Consider the following 24363-nt stretch of genomic DNA (forward strand, 5'->3'; position numbering starts at 1 on the left):
ATTTTTTATGATATTCTTTATGCTCTCCACACCATATCTCTGGTAATTTCTTTCAGGTTTGCAGCACCACACATAGTCATGGTGTCTTCCAGTTCTGCACCGATCTTATCGATATAAGCCTGCACACCTTCTCCTGCACCGCCATAAACTGCGGTTACAAACGGGCGGGCAATCAGAACTGCGTCTGCACCCATAGCCAGTGCTTTGAATACATCTACACCGGAACGGATACCGCCATCAACGATGATCTTTGCTTTTCCATCCACAGCCTTTACGATATCTTCCAGCACCTCTGCAGTTGCCGGACACTGATCCAGCACACGGCCGCCATGATTGGATACGATGATCGCAGATGCACCTGCCTCTACTGCTTTCAGTGCTCCTTGTCTGGTCATGATACCTTTTACAATAAACGGAACCCCTGCCATCTCTGCCACTTCATGAAGTTCTTCCACGGTCTTGCTTCCAGCAGGCGGCATAAGGTTTTTCAGGAACGGAAGTCCGGCACCGTCAATATCCATGGCAACGGCAAATGCTCCGGACTCTTTCACCATCTTCATTTTTTCTTTGATGGTCTCCAGATTCCACGGTTTTACAGTCGGGATACCTGCCCCACCTGCTGCTTTAATCGCTGCGGTTGCACCGATCATCACCTTCTCATTGGTTCCGTCGCCGGTAAATGCGGCAATTCCGCCTTTTGCACAGGCATCTACCAGAATATTATTGTAAGTCAGGTCATCATATTTATCCCCATAATGCAGGGTCATGGCTCCTACCGGGCCTGCAAAGAACGGGTATTTGAAAGTCTTTCCAAAGAGTTCCAGAGAGGTATCCACCGGACCATTCTCGTGAATCGTGTCCATATTCACTCTGATCTCCTGCCATTTCTGGTAATTGCGGACCGCATTGTCTCCCACACCCTTGGCACCCGGTCCTGGCATCTGGTTTTTACATGCCCGTCCATCACATACCGGACAGACCTTACAGTAGGGTCCCATATTTCCTCTTGCTGCATCCATTACTTCTTTGAAATTCATCTGTATCTCCTCTCCGGGGACGATTCACACCGTACCCTTAACGCTTTCGTTTTCTTCTGTTCTGCCGAAAATTTCCGCACCCCAGCTCTCCGTCAGACGATCCAGGGTGAAAATTGCATTCGCCGGACTGGTGGAAGGTAGTTTTTCTGCCTTCTTTCCTGTTTCTTTTTCGCAGTATTTTTTATACAGGCGGTACGCCTTGTCTCCATTGGCATAAATTCTCTGTACAGAACTTTCTTTTAGAATCTTTGCAATATCTGCCGGAACCACATTTTTAATACTGCTGTCACTGGAACCGATGATATCACAGCTCTGCACCACATCCCATATGGCAATGTGATGTTTCAAAAGCAGAGCCTTCTTTTCCTCTATCGTCTCCGGCACCGGTTCTTTAGTAAGCCCTGCTATCAGCTTCCAGAACCGGTTCTGGGGATGTCCATAATAGAAATTATTTTCTCTGGATTTCACCGATGGAAAAGTACCCAGAATCAAAATCTCGGAATTTTCATCATAGACTGGTTCAAATGTATGCTCTACATGCTGATACCCCGGTTTCTCTTTATCCGGAATCACATTCTCCGGAGACAGCTTTTTACTTTTTGGGGTCATCACTCCTGCTGCTCCATCTTTTGCAACTGCCAGTATATAGGAATTAATCTTCAATTTATGCTCTTCGTAAAGGCCTATGCTCTGATATAGATCCCTATATTTTTCCAGCAGTTCGAACTTCACCTTCACGGCTTCTGTCGAGACAGCTTCTGTCGATACCAGGCTGCCTTTTCGCTTCATATAATAATAGATCGGCTTCTGCAGTGCCCGGAAACGCTCTGCATGGCGGATCATCTGAAGATTCAGTACAAAATCCTCACACCAGTTCATGGAAGTATCACACTGAATCTGATGTTCCAGAAGAATGCTTTTCCGGTATAATTTGTTCCACATAACACCGTAGTAAAAATCCGCCGGATCCTCTGCCATCTCCATGGCAAATTCTTCCCTGGTCATAACATGGGTCTTTTTAATGTGCTTTTTCTCTACGTAACGCTTTCCATTTACCCGGTAGAAATCTGCCACTACCAGGTCACAGTCATCGGCTCTGGCTGCTTCCGCCAAGCTCTCTGTTGCATCCGGTGTCAGCCAGTCATCACTGTCCAGAAACTGCAGATAAGTTCCTCTGGCCAGCAACATTGCCTGATTTCTTGTATCCGATACACCCGTATTTTCCTTATCAATCGTCCGGAAACGGAGATCCTTTTCCTCGTATTCCCGGCAGATAGCAAGACTTCCATCCGTGCTTCCGTCGTTCATCAGCAGTACTTCCATATCTGCATAAGTCTGCTCCACCACGCTGTCCAGACAGCGCCGCAGATAACGCTCCGCATTATAAATGGGTATAATCAATGTCACAAACGGCATTTATTTTCATGCTCCTTACATCTGTTTTCGTACAATTAAATATTCATTATCCAACTGATAATAGGGGCAGCTCTGCACAGAACTGGTCAGGAAACGGTACATCTCGTCCTCGTCCAGATCCATCTCACACACATAATATTCATAATCCTCATCATACACATAATTTCTGCAGGTATCGCAGCTTGTAGCCGTACTCATCTCTTCACGCCCCTTTCCGTCATAAGTATAGCACTATTTCACCCGGAAGGTAAAGACCAGAAAACATAGATTCCTTTTTATGATGCATATCTTGTATATTCACTCATAAAAATGTGTTTTTTTGAATTTATTCACTCATAAAAATGTATTTTTTTGAATTTATTCGCTCATAAAAGTGTAAAATGGTGTATAATATCATTATATATCATGACAGGAGGCATCTTCTATGAATTATTTACTTCGTAAAGCAGATACTTTTTTGAAGGACTGGATCAAAAATCCCGATCGATATCCTTTGATTATAAAGGGTGCACGACAAGTCGGAAAAACAGAAACCATACGGGAATTTGCAAAAACACATTACAAAAATCTGATTGAAATCAATTTCATTACAGAACCATCTTATAAATCAATCATTGCCGAGGGTTTTTCGACCGATAGCATTATACGGCTAATAAGCAGAATTGATCCCTCAAAGCATTTTGAACCAAACGAAACCTTGATTTTTTTTGATGAAATACAGGACTTTCCAGAAATCGCAACTTCCCTTAAATTCTTCAAAGAAGACGGGAAATACGATGTGATCTGTTCCGGTTCCTTACTTGGAGTCCAGTATCACCGAATTGCAAGTATCAGTGTTGGTTACAAAACAGACTATCAGATGCATTCTATGGACTTTGAAGAATTTTTATGGGCCAAAGGTTATACAGCAGAAGTCATTGAAGACATGCTTGCACATATGTTATCCGGAAAAGCTTTCTCTGATGCGGAACACAACATCTATTCTAATTTATTTCTGGAATATTGTATCTTAGGTGGAATGCCCGCAATCGTGTCAAACTATATCAAAAAGGGAACGTTTGAAGGATCTTTGGCATTACAGCGTCAGTTACTTACAGATTATGAAAATGACATTATCAAATATGCAGATGGCTTAGATAAGGCCAAAATACTGAATGTATACAGATCCATTCCTGCACAGCTTGCAAAAGAAAATAAAAAATTCCAATACTCCAAAGTCGCAAAAGGAGGACGATCGAAAGATTATATGGGATGCGTGGACTGGTTAAAAGATGCAGGGTTAATAAACGTCTGTGATTGTCTCCAATTCCCTGAACTACCTTTGAAGGGTAACATCTGCGAAAATAAATTTAAAATATATATATCAGATACCGGATTGCTTGTATCGAGTCTTGATGATGAATCACAGGTTGATCTGCGTGCAAATAAAAATCTGGGTGTTTATAAAGGCGCCCTTTATGAAAATTTTGCTGCAGAAGCTTTCATAAAACAAGGATATGGACTGTTTTATTATTCCAAAGAAAACTCTACACTGGAAGAAGATTTCTTTATCCGCAGTACAAACGAGCTCATTCCTATAGAAGTCAAGTCCAATACAAACAGAGCAAAATCTATGAATCAATTGATTAAGAGCGACACCTATCCGGATATTAGGCATGGAATAAAGTTTACGGTTGGAAATATTGGTATAAACGAAAATATTGTTACCTTTCCATACTTTTGCACATTTCTCTTAAAAAAATACATGAGCCAGCAAAAGATCTTTGCTTAAAGACCGTACTTGCAAGCATCCTCGAAATCTTCTATACTGTTATCAGAATAACCACCAAGGGGGATTTTTATCATGAACATTACCATTCAGAATGCAGAAGCCACCGTCACCTGCCGCACCCACGGTGCAGAGCTCCTGTCCTATAAAACCTTTGCCGGTAAAGAATATATGTGGCAGAAAGATCCGGCTTACTGGGCAAAGACCTCACCGATACTTTTCCCGTACATCGGTGCTGTGCCGGAGACCGTCACCATTCACGGTACGGATTATGCCATTCCACGCCATGGCTTTGTCAAAGATGTAGAATTTGATGTCGCAGAACAGGGTGACGACTATGTGGTACTCTCTACTGGGACCAGTGACTTCACGAAACCCATCTATCCTTATGATTTCCGGTTCACGGTTACCTTCCGCCTAAAGGATTCAGCACTGGAAGTGACCTACGGTGTCTCCAACCTTGGTAATGAAGAAATGCCATTCCTCATCGGTGGACATCCTGCTTTCTTCTGTCCTATGGAAGATGGTGAGCAGTTCACTGACTATATGCTCCGTTTTGAAGATGAGAATATTCCGGATCTGCACCTCCAGTATCCCATGTTTGACAACGATGCCATTCTCTATGAGAATCTTATCCACCGCACGGTCAAACTCATCAGTTCCAAAACAGAAAAGGGCATCCAGTTTGATTTTCCGGGATACGAAAGCGTGGCTTTCTGGACTCCCATCAAAAAAGACGCCCCCTTCCTCTGCATCGAACCGTGGTGTGGCGGAACCATGGATCAGGTTTCCTGCACGGATATGCTAAAGAAAAAATATGTACAGTTTCTGGATGGCGGCAAAGCAAGAGACTATGTCTTCCGCTTCCAGCCCTGCTGAATAAACTTATAGTAACTATCCAGAGCCGCATTCGCAAAACCGCCTCTACGGGGCTTTACTTTTGCTCATTTATGGCTCTGAATAGTTAAATCTCATGAATAAACAGTCCGCTCCGAAGCTTCGGCTCGAACCAGGTGGATTTAGGCGGCATCAGAAGTCCTGCATCTGCTACTTCAAAGAGCTCCTGAATGGAGGTGGGATACATGGCAAATGCCACCTCACAGTCGCTGTCCGCCCTTCGTTCCAGTTCAGATAACCCACGGATTCCTCCGATGAAATCAATCCGGTCATCGGTTCTCGGATCACCGATGCCAAGCACCGGCTCCAACAGCTCTCTCTGAAGGAAAGAGACGTCCAGTGCCTCCACCGGGTCTGCTTTTTTATAAGTATCTCTTGCTTTCAGAAGGTACCAGCTGCCATGTAGATACATGGTCATCTGTCCTTTTTCTTCCGGTTTCGCCTGCTGTGTGAGTTTCCGGGTTTCAAACTTTTCCGAGACTTTTGCTAAAAATTCTGCTTCGGACAGACCGTTCAAGTCTTTCACTACCCGGTTATAATCCATGATCAGCAGTTCCTCATCCGGGAACAGCACAGAAAGGAAATAGTTGAATTCTTCAGTTCCGTCGTAATCCGGATGCTCTGCACGGCGTTTTAGGCCTACTTTCACCGCGGACGCAGCTCTATGATGGCCGTCCGCGATATAAATACTGTCGATCTTTGAAAAGGCCTGCTCAATCTGCTGTACTTCTTCCTGATTGCTGATCTTCCAGCCTCTGTGTCCGATTCCATCTTCCGATACAAAAGCAAATTCCGGTTCTGTTGCTTTTACTCTGGCTGTCAGTTTTCGGAGTACTTCATTGGAACGGTATGCCAGAAATATAGGGCCGGTCTGGGCACTGCAGACATCTACGTGGCGGATACGGTCCTGTTCCTTCTCTTCCCTGGTATTTTCATGCTTCTTAATGACTTTGTTGAGATAATCATCCACGGAAGCACAGGCCACAATTCCTGTCTGGGAACGGCCGTCCATAGTCAGCTCATAGAGATAATAGACCGGCATCTCTTCCTGTACAAAGCTGCCCTCTGTCCTCATCTGCTGCAGACGACTTGCTGCAGCTTTGTAGACTTCTGGCGCATACATATCCTGTTCCGGGGCAAACATGGTCTCCGGACGGTCAATATTCAGAAAAGAGAGGGGTTTTCCTTCTACCGCATTCCGTGCCTCTTCCCGGCTATAAACATCATAGGGAAGAGCAGCAATCTGCTCTTCCCTGCCATTTGCCGGATGAATGCACCGAAACGGTTTTACAGCCGCCACTATTTCATAGTCCGGACTCTTAATACACCTTCGATAGCCCGGATCTTTTCGATTTCTTCTTCATCAGCTACATTTCCCAGATCGATCATAACATAACCGTACTCACCTCTGGTGACATTGGTCAGCTTCTCAATATTGATACCCAGATCACCGAATGCAGCGGTAAATTTAGTCAGCATGTTCGGAATGTTGCGATGGATGATGGTAACACGCATAGCATCTTTGCATACACCCATATCACAGTTCGGATAGTTGACAGAATTGTGAATATTTCCGTTCTCCAGATAATCCTGGATCTCTTTGACAGCCATAACCGCACAGTTGTCCTCGGACTCTTTCGTGGATGCTCCCAAATGCGGAATCACAATGGCATTTTTCAGGTTTGCCAGATCTGTAGTCGGGAAATCCGTTACATATTTATGAATGCGGTTGGTTTTCAGTGCCTCTACAATGGCTTTCTGATCTACCAGGGGACCTCTTGCAAAATTCAGTACAACAACACTCGGTTTCATCAGCGCAATCGCATCTGCTCCGATCATTCCCTTGGTGCTGTCCATCAGCGGTACATGAATGGTGATATAGTCACACTCACGATAAATCTCATTGACATCGGTAGTGTGGTGTACATCTCTGGAAAGCTTCCATGCTGCTTCTACAGAAATAAACGGATCATAACCGTATACTTCCATGCCAAGGGCAACAGCTGCATTTGCTACCAGAATACCGATGGCTCCAAGACCGATGATACCCAGTTTCTTTCCTTTGATCTCACCGCCCGCAAACTGTTTCTTCTGCTTCTCGGCAAGCTTCTCAATCTCTTCGTTCTGACGCTCAGACTGTACCCAGTGAATACCTCCTACAATATCTCTGGATGCCAGCAGAAGTCCTGCGATCACCAGCTCTTTTACACCATTTGCATTGGCACCCGGTGTATTGAAGACTGCAATACCCTGCTCAGAGCATTTTCCAAGAGGAATATTATTTACTCCTGCTCCTGCTCTTCCGATCACGCAGAGCTTCTCCGGCAGGTCCATGTCATGCATGACAGCACTTCTTACCAGCACTGCATCCGCATCCTCAATTTTATCTGTTTTTGCATAATTTCCGTTAAAATTCTTCAGTCCGACCTCTGCAATCGGATTCAGGCAATGATACTGATACATCCTACGCGTTCTCCTCTTCAAATTTCTTCATGAATGCCACCAGGGCTTCCACACCTTCCTTCGGCATTGCATTATAAATGCTTGCTCTCATACCGCCTACGGTTCTGTGTCCTTTCAGATTCACAAGACCTGCTGCTGTAGCTTCTTTTACAAATTTGGCATCCAGATCTTTATCACCGGTTACAAACGGTACATTCATAAGAGAACGGTCTTCCTTGCGGACAGTTCCGCGGAACATCTTGCTGTTATCCAGATAATCATACAGGATGGCAGCTTTCTCTTCATTGCGCTGTTTCATTACTTCCAGACCGCCCATATTTTTCAGCCATTTGAAGACTTTTCCGCACACATAGATGCAGTAGCAGTTCGGCGTATTGTAAAGGGAATTGGCATCTGCCTGGGTTTTGTATTTCATGATGGTCGGTGTGCAGGGCATAACATCATCGCGGATCAGATCCTCACGGATCACTGCGATAACCATACCGGCCGGTCCAATGTTCTTCTGTACGCCGCCATAGAACATTCCATATTTGGTCACATCCATCGGCTCAGACAGGAAACAGGAAGATACATCTGCCACCAGTTCTTTTCCTTTGGTGTTCGGGAGGGTCTTGAATTTGGTTCCATAAATAGTGTTGTTTTCACAAATATATACATAATCTGCATTCTCGCTGACTGGCAGGTCGGAGCAGTCCGGAATGTAGGAAAATGTCTGATCCTCACTGGAAGCGATCTTATTGGCAGTACCGTATTTCTGCGCCTCTGCGAATGCTTTCTTTGCCCACTGTCCGGTAATAATATAATCTGCCACTCCATTTTTCATCAGGTTCATGGGAACTGCAGCAAACTGGTGATGAGCGCCGCCTGACAGGAACAGTACTTTGTAATTATCCGGAATCTTTAAGAGATCACGAAAATCCTGCTCTGCCGTATTCAGAATCTCTTCAAATACTTTGGATCTGTGACTCATTTCCATAACAGACATGCCGCTTCCATTGTAATCCAGCATCTCCGCTGCCACTTCCTTTAATACTTCCTCCGGTAATACTGCCGGTCCTGCAGAAAAATTGTAAACTCTGCTCATTTTTCACACACTCCTCTTCCTCTGAAGTCATTTATACACACCGAGGGAAAGGTTTCCCTTTCCCCCATTGTATGCGTTTTACTTGTTTTTGTTCAGATCGTCTTCGTCAAAGACTTCATCGATTGCTGCCCCTGCCGGAACCATCGGGAATACTTTGTCATCCTGATCAATCTGGCAGTCCAGAACTACCGGTCCGCCGTAAGCAATTGCTTCTTCCAGCGCCGGCCCTACTTCTTCTTTTTTCGTAATGCGGACGGCTTTGCATCCAAGTCCTTCTGCTACTTTGACAAAATCTACCTTGTCATCAAGAACGGTTGCTGAATATCTTCCGCCATAGAACAGAGTCTGCCACTGACGTACCATACCCAGTACATGGTTGTTAATTACAACTTCCACAATCGGAATATTATAACGGGAAGCTGTCGCCAGCTCGTTTAAGTTCATACGGAAACATCCGTCTCCAGCTACATTGATAACCGTCTTCTCTGGTTTTGCAATCTTGGCTCCCATGGCTGCCCCTAATCCATAGCCCATGGTTCCCAGACCGCCAGACGTCAGTAAAGTACGTGGTTTGCTGTATTTATAATACTGTGCAGCCCACATCTGATGCTGCCCTACCTCGGTACAGATAATCGCGTCTCCCTTTGTCACACGATAAATCTCTTCGATAATATAGGGACCGGTCAGACCTTCCTGATTATATTTCAGCGGGAATCTTTCCTTCAGATCCTCGATATGTGCTACCCACGCATCATGATTCTGCTGATCGAGCAGCGGATTCAGGCGTTTCAGCACTTCTTTCACATCTCCGATGATACTTGCACTCGTAATAATATTTTTATTAATCTCAGCCGGATCCACATCGATCTGCAGCACTTTTGCATGCTGTGCAAATTTGGATGCATTTCCGAATACACGGTCACTGAAACGGGAACCTACCGTGATCAGGAGATCACAGTCTGCCACACCCAGGTTCGCATATTTGGTTCCGTGCATACCCAGCATACCAGCATACAGTGCATGAGTTCCCGGAAATGCACCTTTGCCCATCAGGGAATCACATACCGGTGCATGTACCTTCTCGGCAAACTCCAGAAGTTCTGCACTGGCATCTGCTGCGATCGCACCACCGCCCACAAAGATCATTGGCTTTTCTGCCTCGCGAATCAGAGTTGCTGCCTGTTCCAGATCAGCGTCGGTGATACATGCCGTATCTGGAAGGATCACATCCGGAACCTCCTCAATATACTCTGCCTGATTGGCAGTCGCATCCTTGGTAATATCCACCAGAACCGGACCAGGACGGCCGCTCTTTGCAATACGGAACGCACGGCGCATCACTTTTGCCAGGTCTCTTGCATCTTTAACAATGAAGTTATGTTTGGTGATCGGCATGGTAATGCCGGTGATATCCACCTCCTGGAAACTGTCTTTTCCAAGAAGAGAGGTTCCTACGTTACAGGTAATGGCTACAATAGGAACAGAATCCATGTAGGCCGTTGCAATACCGGTGACCAGGTTGGTGGCTCCAGGACCGGAAGTCGCAATACATACGCCTACTTTTCCGGTTGCTCTTGCATAGCCGTCCGCTGCATGGGACGCCCCCTGTTCGTGGGAAGTCAGTACATGTCTGATCTCATCACTGTGTTTATATAATGCGTCATAGATATTTAAGATCGCTCCTCCTGGGTAGCCGAATACAGTGTCTACCCTCTGCTCTTTCAAGCAGGCAACGACGATCTCTGCACCTGTCATCATCATAAGTTTCTCCCCCTTTAGTCCTGAACCTCAAGAATTGCTCCACGATTTCCGGAAGTTACCAGATGCGCGTAGCGAGCCAGGTAACCGGTTGTTACCTTCGGCTGTCTCGGCTGCCATTTTGCACGTCTTGCAGCCATCTCTTCATCAGAAATATCTACATTCAGAGAATGCTCCGGAATATTGATCTTGATGATATCGCCTTCTTCTACCAGAGCGATCGGTCCGCCCACTGCTGCTTCCGGTGATACATGTCCGATGGAAGCGCCGCGGCTTGCACCGCTGAAACGTCCGTCTGTAATAAGGGCTACAGAAGAACCCAGTCCCATTCCGACAATTGCGGAAGTCGGGTTCAGCATTTCTCTCATGCCCGGGCCGCCTTTCGGTCCTTCGTAACGGATCACTACCACATCACCCTCTACGATCTTGCCACCTTTAATAGCTTCAATCGCATCTTCCTCACAGTCAAAGACACGTGCCGGTCCTTCATGTACCAGCATCTCCGGTGCAACTGCGGACTGTTTTACAACACCGCTGTCCGGTGCCAGATTTCCTTTCAGGATCGCGATACCGCCGGTCTGGCTGTACGGGTTGTCGATAGTGCGGATCACTTCCGGATTCTTATTGATGCAGTTCTTAATATTCTCTCCAACAGTCTTACCGGTTACTGTCATGCAGTCCAGATTCAGCAGATTCTTTTTGGACAGTTCGTTCATAACAGCATATACACCGCCTGCCTCGTTCAGATCTTCCATATAAGTCGGACCTGCCGGTGCCAGATGGCACAAGTTCGGAGTTCTTGCACTGACTTCATTGGCAATATCCACATTCAACTCCACACCTGCTTCATGAGCGATAGCCGGAAGATGAAGCATACTGTTGGTAGAGCATCCCAGTGCCATATCTACAGTCAGGGCATTCATAAATGCCTTTTCTGTCATAATGTCTCTCGGGCGGATATTCTTCTCCAGCATCTCCATTACTTTCATACCGGCTTTCTTCGCCAGTTTAATACGCTCGGAGTAAACGGCCGGAATCGTTCCGTTGCCCTGAAGTCCCATACCCAGAACTTCTGTCAGACAGTTCATGCTGTTTGCAGTATACATACCGGAACAGGAACCGCATGTCGGACATACTTTATTTTCAAATTCTTTCACATCTTCTTCTGTCATGGTACCTGCTGCATAGGAACCTACTGCCTCGAACATGCTGGAAAGGCTTCTCTTCTGTCCTTTTACATGTCCTGCCAGCATCGGGCCGCCGCTGACAAATACAGTCGGAACATTGACTCTGGCTGCTGCCATCAGAAGACCTGGTACATTCTTATCACAGTTCGGAACCATAACCAGTGCATCAAACTGATGTGCCATGGCCATAGCCTCGGTGGAATCTGCGATCAGGTCACGGGTAACCAGAGAATATTTCATTCCAGTATGTCCCATGGCAATACCATCACATACAGCAATGGCCGGGAACATAATCGGAGTTCCGCCTGCCATGGCAACTCCCATCTTCACTGCCTGAACGATTTTGTCCAGATTCATATGTCCCGGTACGATCTCATTGTAGGAACTTACGATACCTACCAACGGACGATTCATTTCTTCTTCCGTTAATCCAAGGGCATTAAATAATGATCTGTGCGGTGCCTGCTGCATACCCTTTTTTACTGCATCACTTCTCATGATGATCTCCTCCTGTAGTATAAATTTTCAAATGTGTTTGCTTATATAGGTTATAACCTCTCTGCGATGAGGGTTCCCATTTCTTTTGTACCTACCTTTGTACATCCGTCTGACATAATGTCACCAGTGCGGTAACCGTCTTTCAGTACCTGCCGTACTGCTGCCTCCACTGCATCTGCCTCTTTGTCAAGATCCAGAGAATAGCGGAGCATCATAGCTGCGGAAAGGATCGTTGCAATCGGATTGGCCTTATCCTGTCCGGCAATATCCGGTGCAGAACCATGGCTCGGCTCATAGAGACCAAACTTGGTTTCATTTAAACTTGCACTGGAAAGCATTCCGATGGAGCCGGTTACCATGGATGCCTCATCGGATAAAATATCACCGAACATGTTCTCTGTGAGAATCACATCGAACTGTGCCGGATTCATAACCAGCTGCATCGCGCAGTTGTCCACATACATATGCGAAAGCGTCACTTCCGGATAATCCTTTGCCACTTCTTCCACCACCTGTCTCCACAGACGGGATGAATCCAGAACGTTTGCCTTATCCACGCTGCAGACTTTTTTGCGTCGTTTCATGGCAATATCAAATGCACGCTTTGCGATACGGCGGATCTCATTTTCATTGTAGGAAAGTGTATCGGTAGCAGTTCTGACTCCGTCAATCTCCTCGGTCTTTCTTGCTCCGAAATAAAGTCCTCCGGTCAGTTCTCTCATGATCAGCATGTCAAAGCCTTCTGCACTGATGTCATCACGAAGCGGGCATGCGGCGCGAAGTTCGTCATAGAGATACGCCGGTCTTAGATTTGCGAACAGATTCAGTGCCTTGCGGATACCAAGAAGTCCTGCTTCCGGACGCTTGGAGGGCTCCAGTTTGTACCACGGAGAGGTCTTTGCATCTCCGCCGATGGAGCCCATCAGCACTGCATCGCATTTTTTTGCATTTTCAATGGTCTCGTCAGTCAGCGGCACACCGTGTACATCAATGGATGCACCACCCAGCAGAAGATCTGTATAAGTGAACTCATGTTCATATTTTTTGCATACAGCATCCAGCACTTTTCGTGCCTCTCTTACGATTTCCGGTCCGATTCCGTCTCCGGAAATCACTCCAATTTTGTAATTCATAAATTTTTCTCCTCATTTGCAGAAAAGGGGCGGAAGAATTCTCCCGCCCCTGCTGGCATCAGTGCCTTAGTCCTGTTTTTCCACCTGCTGGATAGCCGCTTTCTTCATAGGAATACGGCAGTTGCGGTTGCTTCCGAACTCTACAATTACATCATCATCTGTGATGTCAATTAAGACTCCATAAAATCCGCTTGTAGTCACAACAACATCGCCAACTTCCATTGATGAAAGCATGGCAGCTACTCTTTTCTGCTCTTTTTTCTGAGGTCTGTACATGGTGAAGTACATAACTCCACCGAAAAGTACGATCCAGAGAATGAGAACGTATGTTGAGCTTGCAGCATTTGCGGTCATTAACATATCTCATATCCTCCTAAAAAATAACCTAGTAGATATTGTACACAATATTTACCTGTAGGGCAAGAGTTTTTTTACTCTCCTGCTTCCATTCCATCGAGTTTCTGTCTCTTATATTCTTTATAACGTCCCTGCTCAATGGCTTCACGAATCTCTTCCATCATATGATTGTAGAAATACAGGTTGTGAAGCACGCACAGACGCATGCCAAGCATTTCTTTCGCTTTCAGCAGATGACGGATATACGATCTGCTGTAACGGCGGCATGCCGGACACTGACAGCCCTCTTCAATCGGTCTGTCATCCAGTTCATATTTGGCATTAAAAAGATTCAGCTTGCCATGATTAGTGTAGACATGGCCGTGACGTCCGTTACGGCTGGGATATACACAATCAAAGAAATCCACACCACGATCTACCGCTTCCAGAATATTTGCCGGAGTTCCAACTCCCATCAAATAGGTCGGCTTCTCAACCGGCAGATACGGAACCACTGCCTCAATAATCCGGTACATCTCCTCATGACTCTCTCCTACCGCCAATCCGCCGATCGCATATCCAGGAAGATCAAGTTCCGTGATCTGTTTTGCATGCTCAATACGGATGTCTTCAAAAATCGCCCCCTGATTGATTCCAAAGAGCAGCTGATTTTTATTAATCGTATCTTCCAGACTGTTCAGACGATCCATCTCTGTCTTACATCGTTTCAGCCAGCGAACCGTGCGGTCTACAGAATTCTGCACATACTTTCTGTCTGCCAGACTGGGCGGGCATTCATCAAAAGCCATGGCAATGGTGGAAGCCAGATTTGACTGGATCTGCATGCTCTCCTCCGGTCCCATGAAAATCTTTCTTCCATCGATGTGGGAATTGAAGCAAACTCCCTCTTCCTTAATCTTTCTCAAACCTGCCAGAGAAAATACCTGAAATCCACCGGAATCTGTGAGAATCGGTTTGTTCCAGGACATGAACTTATGCAGACCACCCATTTTCTTTACCACCTGGTCGCCCGGACGCACATGAAGATGATACGTATTAGACAGTTCCACCTGGGTTCCGATTCCTTCCAGATCTTCTGTGGATACCGCACCTTTAATAGCTGCAGCCGTTCCCACATTCATAAATACCGGGGTCTGAATTACACCATGTACGGTATGGAATTCTCCCCGTTTGGCATCACCGTCTTTTTTTATCAGTTTATACACGCTCTATATTACCTCCAAAAATGATCGTTCAAAAAATGATTTACAGCATTCAGTATATTCTATATAATGTGTGTTAGTCAAGCTGATAAAAAGGAGTAACAACGTTATGGCAGGTTCTACATTAGGAACAGTATTTTCTGTCTCCACCTGGGGAGAGTCCCACGGGAAAGGCGTCGGCGTTGTCATCGACGGCTGTCCGGCAGGTCTTCCCCTGACAGAACAGGATATTCAGATTTATTTAAATAGAAGAAAGCCGGGTCAGTCCCGCTTTACCACCCCTCGAAAAGAGGATGATACCGTAGAAATTTTATCTGGCGTCTTTGAAGGACGCACTACCGGCACCCCCATTTCCCTGATGGTGCGGAACACTTCCCAGCGTTCCAAAGATTACAGTGAAATTGCTTCTTACTATCGTCCGGGGCATGCAGATTATACCTATGACTGCAAATACGGCTTCCGGGATTACACCGGCGGCGGACGGTCTTCGGGCCGCGAGACCATCGGACGAGTGGCTGCAGGTGCCGTTGCTGCAAAAATCCTGCAAGAAATGGGCATCACCATTACCGCTTATACCAAGTCCATCGGTCCTGTGGAGATTGATTACAATCGTTTCGACCTCTCCCAGATGGAACAAAATGCAGTCAACATGCCGGACCCGCTGGCAGCCGAGCTTGCCATGGCACATCTCGACGTCTGCCATGCAAAAGAGGATTCCTGCGGCGGCATAGTGGAATGCATCATCAAAGGGGTTCCCGCCGGTGTGGGTGAGCCCTGCTTTGATAAATTAAGTGCCAATCTGGCAAAGGCGGTCTTCTCCATCGGAGCTGTCAAAGGTTTTGAACTGGGAGATGGATTTGATGTAGCAAAAATGCACGGAAGTGCCAACAACGATCCCTTTGGTATGGAAGATGGCCATGTAAAGAAGCTTTCCAATCATTCCGGCGGTACCCTGGGCGGCATCAGCGACGGAAGTGATATTCTCTTCCGGGCCGCTTTTAAGCCAACCCCGTCCATCAGCCGGGAGCAGCATACGGTCAACAAGTCCGGCGAGGAGATCACCGTCTCTGTTAAAGGACGCCATGACCCGATCATTGCGCCGAGAGCGGTAGTCGTCGTCGAGTGTATGGCAGCCCTTACTGTGCTGGACCTTATGATGGTAGGCATGACATCCAGATTAGACCGGATGAAGGAGTTCTGGGCGAAACCAATGATGCCGGAAAAGTAAGACCGGGAATAAACTGAGTTGGCGATATTCCGGCGCTGGGTCTGTATCAAAAATATGCCCCAAAAGTTCCTGTTTTCATTTAAAATAACATGCTTTGAAACACGAAATGGGTCTATGTTTCAGAAAGTGGATTTTGTTTCCTGCGAATTTTCTTTTCGCGGGAACATTTTTCAACTTTTCTGCACATAGACCCATCTTCATTTTCAGAAACAAAGTGATAACACTATCTAAAACTCTTCACCCAGTTCACCAGAGAATCATGGTAGACATTGTCTGCCACATCTTTTTTCATCTGCTCCGTGACCGGACCGTTCTTTGCCAGCTTCTGAAGGACGGCCTGTTGGAGCTCTTCCACGGTCATCTCTTCGTACGGTTTGTCCGGTACCGAAACCGGTACTTTTTCTGCCGGGGCAGCTGCAGCTTTTTCTGCTTCCTGCGGTGCGGTTGCTGATTTTACTGTCTCCTGCGGTGCGGTTGCTGGTTTTACTGTCTCCTGCGGTGCAGCTGTTGGTTTTGCTGCCTCCTGCGGTGCAGCCGGTGTCTCCTTGATAGCTTCCAGCTCCACCGGCGCCAGATCTTTGTCTGCTTCCTCTGCCGGAATCCAGATCTCTCCGCTGTTGCCGTCGATCTGCACCCGCAACTGACCATCTGCATTTACCTTTCTTCCCGACAAAGCTCCTATATAAATTCCGACTGCCGGAACAGAAAATTCTGCACCATTATCATCATTATTCACCATGACAATGACGCTCTTTCCATCAAGACTTCTGGAGAACGCATATTGGCGGTTCTGAAGCATCAGTTCCTTATAATCTCCGTAAGAGAGTTCCTTCGTATGCTGACGGATACGGCCCAGAGCTGCGATGAGCTTTGTACACGGATTCTCTTCCGCTGCATTTGCATAGTCTGCAAGATGCAGTGCTGGACGGATAGAATCATCGGAATACCGCTCCTTCTTTCCCTCAATACCGAACTCAGAGCCGTAGTAAACAGACGGCACTCCCGGCAAGGTATAGAGCAGCACATGAACCGGTGTAAAGTGTGCCTTATTCTGAAGCTTTGTATAGATACGCTCCACATCATGATTGTCCACGAAATTATAAAGCTTCAGTCCCTCCGGACGATTGCCTCCCATCTCATAGAGACGTTTTACCGTATGGGCAATCTCAAAATAGTTGTGATCATTATGGCCGGAATACAGCGCCTTGTGGAGCTGATAGTTGGTGACGGAATGCAGTGTTCCTTCATTGACCCAGCGGCTGTAATCCCCGTGAATCACTTCACCCATAAGCCAGAACTCCGGCTTCACTTCATTTGCGGTCCGGCGCAGCGCTTTCATATATTCAAAATCCAGCACGTCCGCTGCATCCAGACGAATACCATCTACATCAAACTCGCTGACCCAGAACCGAATCACATCACAGATATAATCCCGGACTGCCGGATTGTGCTGATTTAATTTGACCAGCAGGTTATATCCACCCCAGTTCTCGTAGGAAAATCCATCGTTATATTCATTGTTTCCCCAAAAATTCACATTGCAATACCAGTCCTTATAGGGAGACTGCTCCCGATTCTTCTGCAGATCTTTGAATGCAAAGAAATCACGTCCCGTATGGTTGAACACACCATCAAAGATCACCCGGATTCCCTGCTCATGACATTCCTTTACAAATGCCTTCAGATCATCATTCGTTCCAAGGCGGCTGTCCAGCTTCTTATAATCGGTTGTCTCATATCCATGTCCTACAGATTCAAACAGCGGTCCAATATAAAGTGCGTTAAATCCTGTTTCTTTTATATGTTTCACCCACGGCAGCAGTGTATTCAGCCGATGCACCGGTTCTCCATAATCATTTGTTTTCGGGGCTCCTGTCAGTCCCAGTGGATAAATGTGATAAAATACTGCCTCGTCATACCATGCCATACAATCATATCCCTCCAGATCTATCATGTTGTCAGATGACAATTCCGGCTCCAGAACTGTCATTTTTATAGCATACCACATTTTTCAAAAATATAACAGAGCTTTTGAGCATTTTGTATAATTTTATTCTTTTTTTTGCTCCATAACTAGTAATTTCGACTTTTTGTTATAGCAGCAATAACAAACACACACTCTAAGTAATAGTTGAATACATTTTCTTTCTATGATAAAATAAGAATTTAGGTTAATAAAACTCAAAAAAAAAGGAAGGATTACATTATTTATGAACGGAACATTATATGGTGTAGGTGTCGGCCCGGGGAATCCGAGACTTATGACCTATCTCGCAGTAGACACCATCAAAAACTGCCCGGTCATTGCCGTACCTGCAGACGGTAAGGAAAAGGCAGTTGCTTACAAGATTGCCAGCGGTATCGTGGATGGCATTGATGAAAAAGAATGCCTCAATCTCTCCACTCCCATGACAAAGGACAAGGCAGTCTTAGATGCCGCTTATCAGGCAGCTGCTGAGGCAATTATTGAAAAATTAAAAGAGGGCAAAGATGTGGCTTGTCTGACTCTTGGCGATCCCACGATCTACAGCACCTATATTTATATCCATCGTCTGGTAAAGGCACAGGGATATGCTACACAGATCATCAACGGTATCCCCTCTTTCTGCGCTGTCAGTGCAAAGCTTGGTGACAGCCTGGTGGACCGTTCTGAGCAGCTTCACATCATCCCGTCTACCTACGATATCGAAGACGGATTAAAGCTTCCTGGCACTAAGGTCCTTATGAAGGCCGCTTCAAAAATGCATCTCGTCAAAGAAACCTTGCAGCGCAATGAACTGAAAGGTTCCATGATTGAAAACTGTGGTATGCCGGAAGAACACATCTATCACGGGGTAGATGAGATTCCTGATCAGGCAAGCTATTATTCGATTATTGTCGTGAAAGAAGATCATCATGATTGAATTAAGGAATCTGTCCAAGAAATATGATCATTTTCTGGCAGTAGACAATTTGAATCTGACCATTGAGACCGGCGAATTCTTCGGTCTCCTTGGTCCTAATGGTGCCGGAAAGACTACCACGATCGGTATGCTTTCCACTCTTCTCCTCCCTACAGAGGGAGAAGTCCTGATTGACGGTGAAAAGTTAAACCGTCAGAACAACCAGCTGAAGCGAAAACTGAGTGTTGTCACCCAGGAATATTCCATGCGTCAGGATATGACCATGGATGAAGTGATGGAGTATCAGGGAAGACTTTATTACATGCCCCTGAAAAAGATCCGGGAACGTTCTGAAGAATTATTGGAATTCTGCGGTCTGATTGATTTTCGGAAGAGAACAGTCCGTAAACTGTCCGGTGGAATGAAGCGTAAGCTTATGGTCTGCCGCGCACTGCTCACAGAGCCGGAAATTCTTCTTCTGGACGAACCTACCGCCGGCATGGATGCACTGGCCAGACGACAGATGTGGAATCTCCTGAAACAGCTGAACCAGCAGAAGCTGACGATTCTGCTTACCACGCATTATATGGAAGAAGCAGAAACCCTCTGCGACCGGGTCGGATTCATGTGCGACGGTGTTCTGGAGGAAACCGATGCACCTCGTTCCATGATTGAAATGCTGGGACGCTATACCGTGGACGAAGTCTGTCCGGGCGGTATGAAAAACCACTATTTCCATAGAAAGGAGGAAGCGATTCAGTTTCTGTCCGACTGTCCACAGGAAACTTCACTTCGCAGCACTACGCTGGAGGATGTCTTTCTTGAAAAAGTTGGCCGACAGCTGGAACGCAAATAATGATGGGAATCCTTACTGTATTATGGGAAAAATGGGTGGAATTCCGCAGAGATTTTTATAAAATTACTCTGGCGGCCATGATTGCGCCACTCCTCTACATTCTGGTATTCGGCATGGGAATCCAGACCATGTCTCACGGTCAATCCTATTTAAACTTCCTGATTCCAGGCGTGATTGCCCTGACTACCATGAATGGAAGTTTTAATGCCATTGCCCAGAACCTGAATGTACAGCGTCTTTACGAGAAGGCCTTCGACCAGGTTATGATCTCCCCGACACCTCTCTGGCAATTCATTGCAGGACAGGTTATCGGAGGAAGTCTCCGGGGTCTTTATGCCGGAGTCATTATCATTTTGCTGGTGCTTCCCATCGGAACCGGACTTTGTTTCAATGGATGGTCCTTCCTTCTGATGTTTTTAAACGGAGCTGTCTTCTCCACCATTGGAGTTGTCGTCTCCTTCTATGCGAAAAACCATACGGATGTACCACGTTTTTCAAACTATGTCATTATGCCGATGGCTTACCTTTGCAACACTTTCTTTTCTTCCAAGTCCATGCCTGACGGGATCAGACAGCTGGTAGAATTTCTTCCGCTGTCCCAGACCAGCGCTGCTCTGCGAAGCATTGCCAACCACCAAACATTCTCCTATACCAGTATTGGTATACTGGCTCTCTATCTGGTCTGCTTTGCTGCCGCCGCCTCCTGGTTCCTGTATAAAAAGAAAAACTTGTAAGCATCTTTGAGCAAAGGAAAGGAAAATTGATCATGAAAAAAATATTACTCAGTGTCCTGCTGGCACTGGGGTGCTGCGCATCTGCAGCAAGCCCTGTACTGGCGGCTTCTGAGCCGTCTGCTGTCAGCGAATCCCTCGCCTTAGAGGACGGTGAATATGCCATTGATGTTACCATGACCGGAGGAAGCGGCAAGGCGACTGTCCAAAGTCCGACACTTTTAACTGTAACGGATGGTGTTGCCTATGCTTCTATTACCTGGAGCAGCACCAATTATGATTACATGATCGTCGATGGGCAGAAATATCTGAATGAGAGTGGAGAAGGTTCCAATTCTCATTTTACGATTCCGGTACCGGATCTTGCCTCGGATCTTCCGATTATCGCAGATACTCTTGCCATGGGAACACCTCATGAAGTCAAATATACGCTTACTTTTGACCCATCCTCCATCGATTCCAAAAGCAGCCTGCCGCAGGAAGGAGCCAAACGGGTTCTGCTCATGGCAGCAGTCATTATCATCGGCGGCGGTATTCTGAATCATTTCGTCAATGAACGACGGAAGATTGATTATACCGGAAAACGAAAATAGAATAATTTATACACAAATAATCGAGAGAAAGAAACGCCCCTCTATAAAAAGAACCACTTGCGTTAAACCCTTTGAGCCAACAGTTCTAGCATTCGAAGATCTCTTTTGATTTATTCTCATGAAGCACTAGGTTCGCAAATACTCTTTCCATAGAAGGGCTTTTTCTCTCCGTGAGGAAATGATCATATAATGATGCCGGCTGTTTTTCAGTAGTACCTCTAATATATTACTTATTATCAAACCATACTAATTCTGCCGTTCGTCCTAAAATATTTTCTAGTTCATTGTCAGATAAAAAGTAACTATACTTCACTACACAATCCAAATGTTGTTTATAAGTGCAGGCTTTAAATACAGTAGGCATATCACTGCCCCACATTACTCTGTTAATTGCACCCATCTTTTTTGCCGTTTTCAATACATCCTGCATAATTGGCCATGGATAATCCTGACCTGCTCTCATAGCCAGCATAGGAATCCCCGAACAATCGAAATACACATTTTCATTATACTCTAAAATAGATAATACTTTCTTCAGGCTATTCAATTCCCCCAATTCTGCATTATCCCACAATCTGCTCACTCCCATATGTGGAAGTATAATTTTAAGGGTTGGATATCTTCTAGCCACTTCTAATATTTGATCAATCGGAAAATCATCTGGACCATTTCCCCATCCCATATCCAACATAAAATATGCATTATACTTCAACAATTCTTCAAATACAAATTGTTTATCATCCGCCAGCATATCAAACGGAATATCCGGAGATTCAAATTTCAATCCTTTATACCCATATTCACCAATACACTTTTTAGCCGTTTCTTTGTACATTTTTTTATCCTGAGGTGTTCCTATTCCAATAGAGACATATTTTCCCGGATTGTCTTTAATAATTTTATTAATGTAATCATATTGTTCTCCGTAGCAGGGCGTCTGAAGTAATACAACTTTATCAAATCCCATTATTTTTTCATAAGATTGCATAACTTCTATTTTGCAGGTATTATCTCTCATTTCCGGAGGCAAAAATTGTTCTTCGAAATTTCCAACCCGAATTCTACCATCTTCAAGCGGCACCAACGGCTGATAATTAAAACGGATTCCGTGAAGTTTTTCCCACACATGTCCATGTGCTTCAATAAAAAGCATATCCTTTCCACGTACATTAATCATCCCTATTCTCCTTTGTTATAAAATAACCGACACAGATCCTCTTGCAATTAATTGACCTTTTAACTGAATGCCCATATTTTCTGTATTATTTCCATCTATAATTTGTTTCATTAAATCCATAGCATTCTTTCCAAGCTCATATTTAGGCTGTCGTATAGTCGTCAATGCAGGTTTTATTAATGCAGATACATAAACATCATCAAATCCAGTCACACCAATATCATCAGGTACTATTAGGTCATTTTTTCGTAATTCCTTAATTACTTCAATTGCAGAAATGTCTCCATTAGCATCGTAAATAGCTGTAAATCTTTTAGGTGATTCAATAATATTTTTCACACAATCATCTAAATTAGAAAAATGGATTGCATCAAGGTAAAAAATCCCATCTTCTATATCATGGTCCGTTTCTTTCATTGCTTTTTCATATCCACGTCGACGTTCTTCTATGATATACTGTTTTCCTTGAGGCATAAGCAATGCAATTCTTTCGTGTCCAATACTCAAAAGATACTTTGTCATTTCATAAGATGCCTGATAATTATCAAGTCCTACGTACGGAAGCTGATGAATTGGATTAAATCTATCCACCTGAAGAAGTGGTACTCCTTGCTCTTTCAACTCATGGAACATTCTTTCTTCTCTTCCATCATCATCATATACTCCTGCAATAATAATTCCTTTTGCAGATATAGAACGTAAAGTTCGTACATAAGCTTCCTCTTTGGCAAAATCATTTTCCGAGTCGAAAATTACAATATAATAACCAAGTTCATCTGCTCTTTGCATTATTCCTTTAATTAATTCAGGATAAAAATGATTGGTTATACTAGGCACAATCAAACCAATCAAAACACTATCTCCGCTTTTTAGAGTTCGTGCGTTCAAGTTTGGCTGATAATTCAGTTTTTTTATTGCTTCCAGTATTCTTTTTTTTACTTTATCCGCTACTTTTCCATTATCTTTTCCATTAATAACCAAAGAAACAGATGCTATCGATGTATTAGCCTCCTTTGCTATATCTTTAATTCCAACTCTCTTATTTGCCTTATTTTCGTCCACTTTTCTATACCCTTATCTTATTTTATTCATTTCGAATAATATTTTTCACTATATTCATCAACATTTGAACTATCAATCACTTCAAAGTCTGAGAATACATCATCATGAGTGCTTTCTCCACTACTAATCATGTCTTCCAAAACACTATAAACATTCTGAGCCTGTTTCTGGAAATTATAAAACATACTCATTGCAATACTTCCATCCCGAATATATCCCATTGTCACTTCCAAACCATCTGCACCAATAATCATAATGTTTTCATCAGCGCGTCCCGCTGCTTTAATTGCCTCCGCTGCGCCCATTGCCATATTATCATTCATGCAAACAACAGCATTTATATCACTATACGCCTGAAGCCAATCTTCCATCAGTGTTAACGCATCTTCTTGATTCCAATTTGCAGTTTTTGATTCTAATATATTTAAAGATGGATACTCACTATGCAAAGTATCTGTAAATCCTCTTACGCGCTGTTCACTATTAGATGCTCCTGGTGCACCTTCCATGACCAAAACGTTGGATCCATCTTCCAGTCTATCTCCAACATATTCTGCCATAGTTTTTCCACAGCTCTCATTAGACCCACCAACATATACAAATTTTTCACTTTCCGAATCAATATTATTTACATAATCTATCAACGGAATTCCAGCTTCATTACACGCATCTACGCATGCCATATTAGCCTGCGAATCACTTGCTGACATAACAATATAATCACAATTTCTGGCAATAAACGTCTCAATCTGAGAAAGTTGAATACTAGAATCCATTTCTGCGCTTACAAAATCAACATTCCATTCCGGATGATTTTCACTAATCAATTTTTCTAAATAGTTTGCTACTTCCTTTGTAAATGTATCTGTATCTGAACAATTACTCACACCTATTTTTATTGACTGTAATTTTGAATCTTCACTTGTTTGTTCTACAGAGGTATTTTTACTCGATGTTCCACAAGCTGTCGATACTAACATTGTTCCAATTAAAATCGCACTTAAAATAATTGTTCTCTTCATAATAAAACTTCT

The 24363-nt window shown here is 44.6% G+C and carries 22 protein-coding genes and 1 pseudogene; 7 read left to right on the plus strand and 16 right to left on the minus strand.

The features are described from left to right. Positions 1 to 17: 17 nt before the first annotated feature. From LKD36_RS13535 to LKD36_RS13550, 4 genes and pseudogenes are all read right to left on the minus strand, one after another. Positions 18 to 1037 carry an alpha-hydroxy-acid oxidizing protein gene (locus LKD36_RS13535; RefSeq protein ID WP_308459900.1) on the minus strand — a complete coding sequence of 340 codons (1020 nt, stop codon included), beginning with the start codon at positions 1035 to 1037 and terminating at the stop codon, positions 18 to 20. A 24-nt stretch (positions 1038 to 1061) separates the two neighbouring features. After that, positions 1062 to 1646, minus strand: coding sequence for a DNA-deoxyinosine glycosylase (locus LKD36_RS17575; RefSeq protein WP_408610930.1), 585 nt, complete (start codon positions 1644 to 1646; stop codon positions 1062 to 1064). Positions 1647 to 1958: 312 nt separating this feature from the next. Next, positions 1959 to 2453, minus strand: a pseudogene (locus LKD36_RS17580) (glycosyltransferase family 2 protein); the annotation flags it as partial. A 15-nt stretch (positions 2454 to 2468) separates the two neighbouring features. Next, on the minus strand, positions 2469 to 2651 hold the full coding sequence (locus LKD36_RS13550) for a DUF6472 family protein (RefSeq protein WP_118769726.1): 183 nt from the start codon (positions 2649 to 2651) through the stop codon (positions 2469 to 2471). Positions 2652 to 2877: 226 nt separating this feature from the next. Between LKD36_RS13550 and LKD36_RS13555 the strand changes: the two genes are divergently transcribed. Beyond that, positions 2878 to 4224, plus strand: coding sequence for an ATP-binding protein (locus LKD36_RS13555; RefSeq protein ID WP_308459901.1), 1347 nt, complete (start codon positions 2878 to 2880; stop codon positions 4222 to 4224). Positions 4225 to 4296: 72 nt separating this feature from the next. Then, complete coding sequence (locus LKD36_RS13560) at positions 4297 to 5100, plus strand: aldose 1-epimerase family protein (protein ID WP_308459902.1); 804 nt, start codon at positions 4297 to 4299, stop codon at positions 5098 to 5100. A gap of 85 nt (positions 5101 to 5185) precedes the next feature. Here LKD36_RS13560 and LKD36_RS13565 read toward each other — a convergent pair whose 3' ends face one another. The 8 genes from LKD36_RS13565 to tgt form a co-directional block, all read right to left on the minus strand. Continuing rightward, positions 5186 to 6418: a DUF1015 domain-containing protein gene (locus LKD36_RS13565; RefSeq protein WP_308459903.1), complete on the minus strand. Its 1233-nt coding sequence runs from the start codon at positions 6416 to 6418 to the stop codon at positions 5186 to 5188. Then, positions 6418 to 7581 (minus strand): phosphoglycerate dehydrogenase, encoded by a 1164-nt coding sequence (locus LKD36_RS13570; RefSeq protein ID WP_118769722.1) that lies wholly within the window; start codon positions 7579 to 7581, stop codon positions 6418 to 6420. Before LKD36_RS13570 ends, LKD36_RS13565 begins: the two co-directional genes overlap by 1 nt. A gap of 1 nt (position 7582) precedes the next feature. Beyond that, entirely contained in the window at positions 7583 to 8665 is a 1083-nt protein-coding gene (serC, locus tag LKD36_RS13575; protein ID WP_118769721.1) for a 3-phosphoserine/phosphohydroxythreonine transaminase, read from the minus strand. A 78-nt stretch (positions 8666 to 8743) separates the two neighbouring features. Then, the gene (gene ilvB, locus LKD36_RS13580; RefSeq protein WP_308459904.1) at positions 8744 to 10426 is read right to left on the minus strand and encodes a biosynthetic-type acetolactate synthase large subunit; all 1683 of its coding nucleotides are present in this window, start codon (positions 10424 to 10426) and stop codon (positions 8744 to 8746) included. A gap of 14 nt (positions 10427 to 10440) precedes the next feature. Beyond that, positions 10441 to 12108, minus strand: a complete 1668-nt coding sequence (ilvD, locus tag LKD36_RS13585) for a dihydroxy-acid dehydratase (protein WP_118769719.1) — start codon at positions 12106 to 12108, stop codon at positions 10441 to 10443. 50 nt (positions 12109 to 12158) lie between these two features. Continuing rightward, positions 12159 to 13241 (minus strand): 3-isopropylmalate dehydrogenase, encoded by a 1083-nt coding sequence (gene leuB, locus LKD36_RS13590; RefSeq protein ID WP_308459905.1) that lies wholly within the window; start codon positions 13239 to 13241, stop codon positions 12159 to 12161. 66 nt (positions 13242 to 13307) lie between these two features. Further along, on the minus strand, positions 13308 to 13595 hold the full coding sequence (yajC, locus tag LKD36_RS13595; RefSeq protein ID WP_408610931.1) for a preprotein translocase subunit YajC: 288 nt from the start codon (positions 13593 to 13595) through the stop codon (positions 13308 to 13310). A gap of 77 nt (positions 13596 to 13672) precedes the next feature. Further along, a complete protein-coding gene (tgt, locus tag LKD36_RS13600) occupies positions 13673 to 14803 on the minus strand; it encodes a tRNA guanosine(34) transglycosylase Tgt (protein WP_118769716.1) in 1131 nt (376 codons plus the stop codon). A gap of 106 nt (positions 14804 to 14909) precedes the next feature. Here tgt and aroC point away from each other — a divergent pair, with 106 nt between their 5' ends. Beyond that, positions 14910 to 16028, plus strand: coding sequence for a chorismate synthase (gene aroC / locus LKD36_RS13605; RefSeq protein ID WP_308459906.1), 1119 nt, complete (start codon positions 14910 to 14912; stop codon positions 16026 to 16028). A gap of 223 nt (positions 16029 to 16251) precedes the next feature. Here aroC and LKD36_RS13610 read toward each other — a convergent pair whose 3' ends face one another. Continuing rightward, positions 16252 to 17955, minus strand: coding sequence for an alpha-amylase family glycosyl hydrolase (locus LKD36_RS13610; protein ID WP_308459907.1), 1704 nt, complete (start codon positions 17953 to 17955; stop codon positions 16252 to 16254). Positions 17956 to 18238: 283 nt separating this feature from the next. Between LKD36_RS13610 and cobI the strand changes: the two genes are divergently transcribed. From cobI to LKD36_RS13630, 4 genes are read left to right on the plus strand one after another with little or no spacing between them, the layout of a single operon-like run. Further along, positions 18239 to 18931, plus strand: a complete 693-nt coding sequence (cobI, locus tag LKD36_RS13615) for a precorrin-2 C(20)-methyltransferase (protein WP_308459908.1) — start codon at positions 18239 to 18241, stop codon at positions 18929 to 18931. Next, positions 18924 to 19766, plus strand: coding sequence for an ABC transporter ATP-binding protein (locus LKD36_RS13620; protein ID WP_308459909.1), 843 nt, complete (start codon positions 18924 to 18926; stop codon positions 19764 to 19766). Before cobI ends, LKD36_RS13620 begins: the two co-directional genes overlap by 8 nt. Beyond that, positions 19766 to 20500: an ABC transporter permease gene (locus LKD36_RS13625; protein ID WP_308459910.1), complete on the plus strand. Its 735-nt coding sequence runs from the start codon at positions 19766 to 19768 to the stop codon at positions 20498 to 20500. The genes LKD36_RS13620 and LKD36_RS13625 overlap by 1 nt, the downstream gene beginning before the upstream one ends. 32 nt (positions 20501 to 20532) lie before the next feature. Then, the gene (locus tag LKD36_RS13630) at positions 20533 to 21090 is read left to right on the plus strand and encodes a hypothetical protein (RefSeq protein ID WP_308459911.1); all 558 of its coding nucleotides are present in this window, start codon (positions 20533 to 20535) and stop codon (positions 21088 to 21090) included. A 226-nt stretch (positions 21091 to 21316) separates the two neighbouring features. On the opposite strand, the gene LKD36_RS13635 is transcribed toward LKD36_RS13630, so the two are convergent. From LKD36_RS13635 to LKD36_RS13645, 3 genes are read right to left on the minus strand one after another with little or no spacing between them, the layout of a single operon-like run. Then, positions 21317 to 22267: an amidohydrolase family protein gene (locus tag LKD36_RS13635; RefSeq protein ID WP_308459912.1), complete on the minus strand. Its 951-nt coding sequence runs from the start codon at positions 22265 to 22267 to the stop codon at positions 21317 to 21319. Between the two features lie 15 nt (positions 22268 to 22282). Then, positions 22283 to 23329 carry a LacI family DNA-binding transcriptional regulator gene (locus LKD36_RS13640; protein ID WP_308459913.1) on the minus strand — a complete coding sequence of 349 codons (1047 nt, stop codon included), beginning with the start codon at positions 23327 to 23329 and terminating at the stop codon, positions 22283 to 22285. Positions 23330 to 23355: 26 nt separating this feature from the next. After that, complete coding sequence (locus LKD36_RS13645) at positions 23356 to 24351, minus strand: sugar ABC transporter substrate-binding protein (RefSeq protein WP_308459914.1); 996 nt, start codon at positions 24349 to 24351, stop codon at positions 23356 to 23358. Positions 24352 to 24363: the final 12 nt, after the last annotated feature.

This window comes from Hominiventricola filiformis (assembly GCF_020686965.1).
In the GTDB taxonomy this organism is placed as follows: Bacteria; Bacillota; Clostridia; order Lachnospirales; family Lachnospiraceae; genus Hominiventricola; species Hominiventricola filiformis.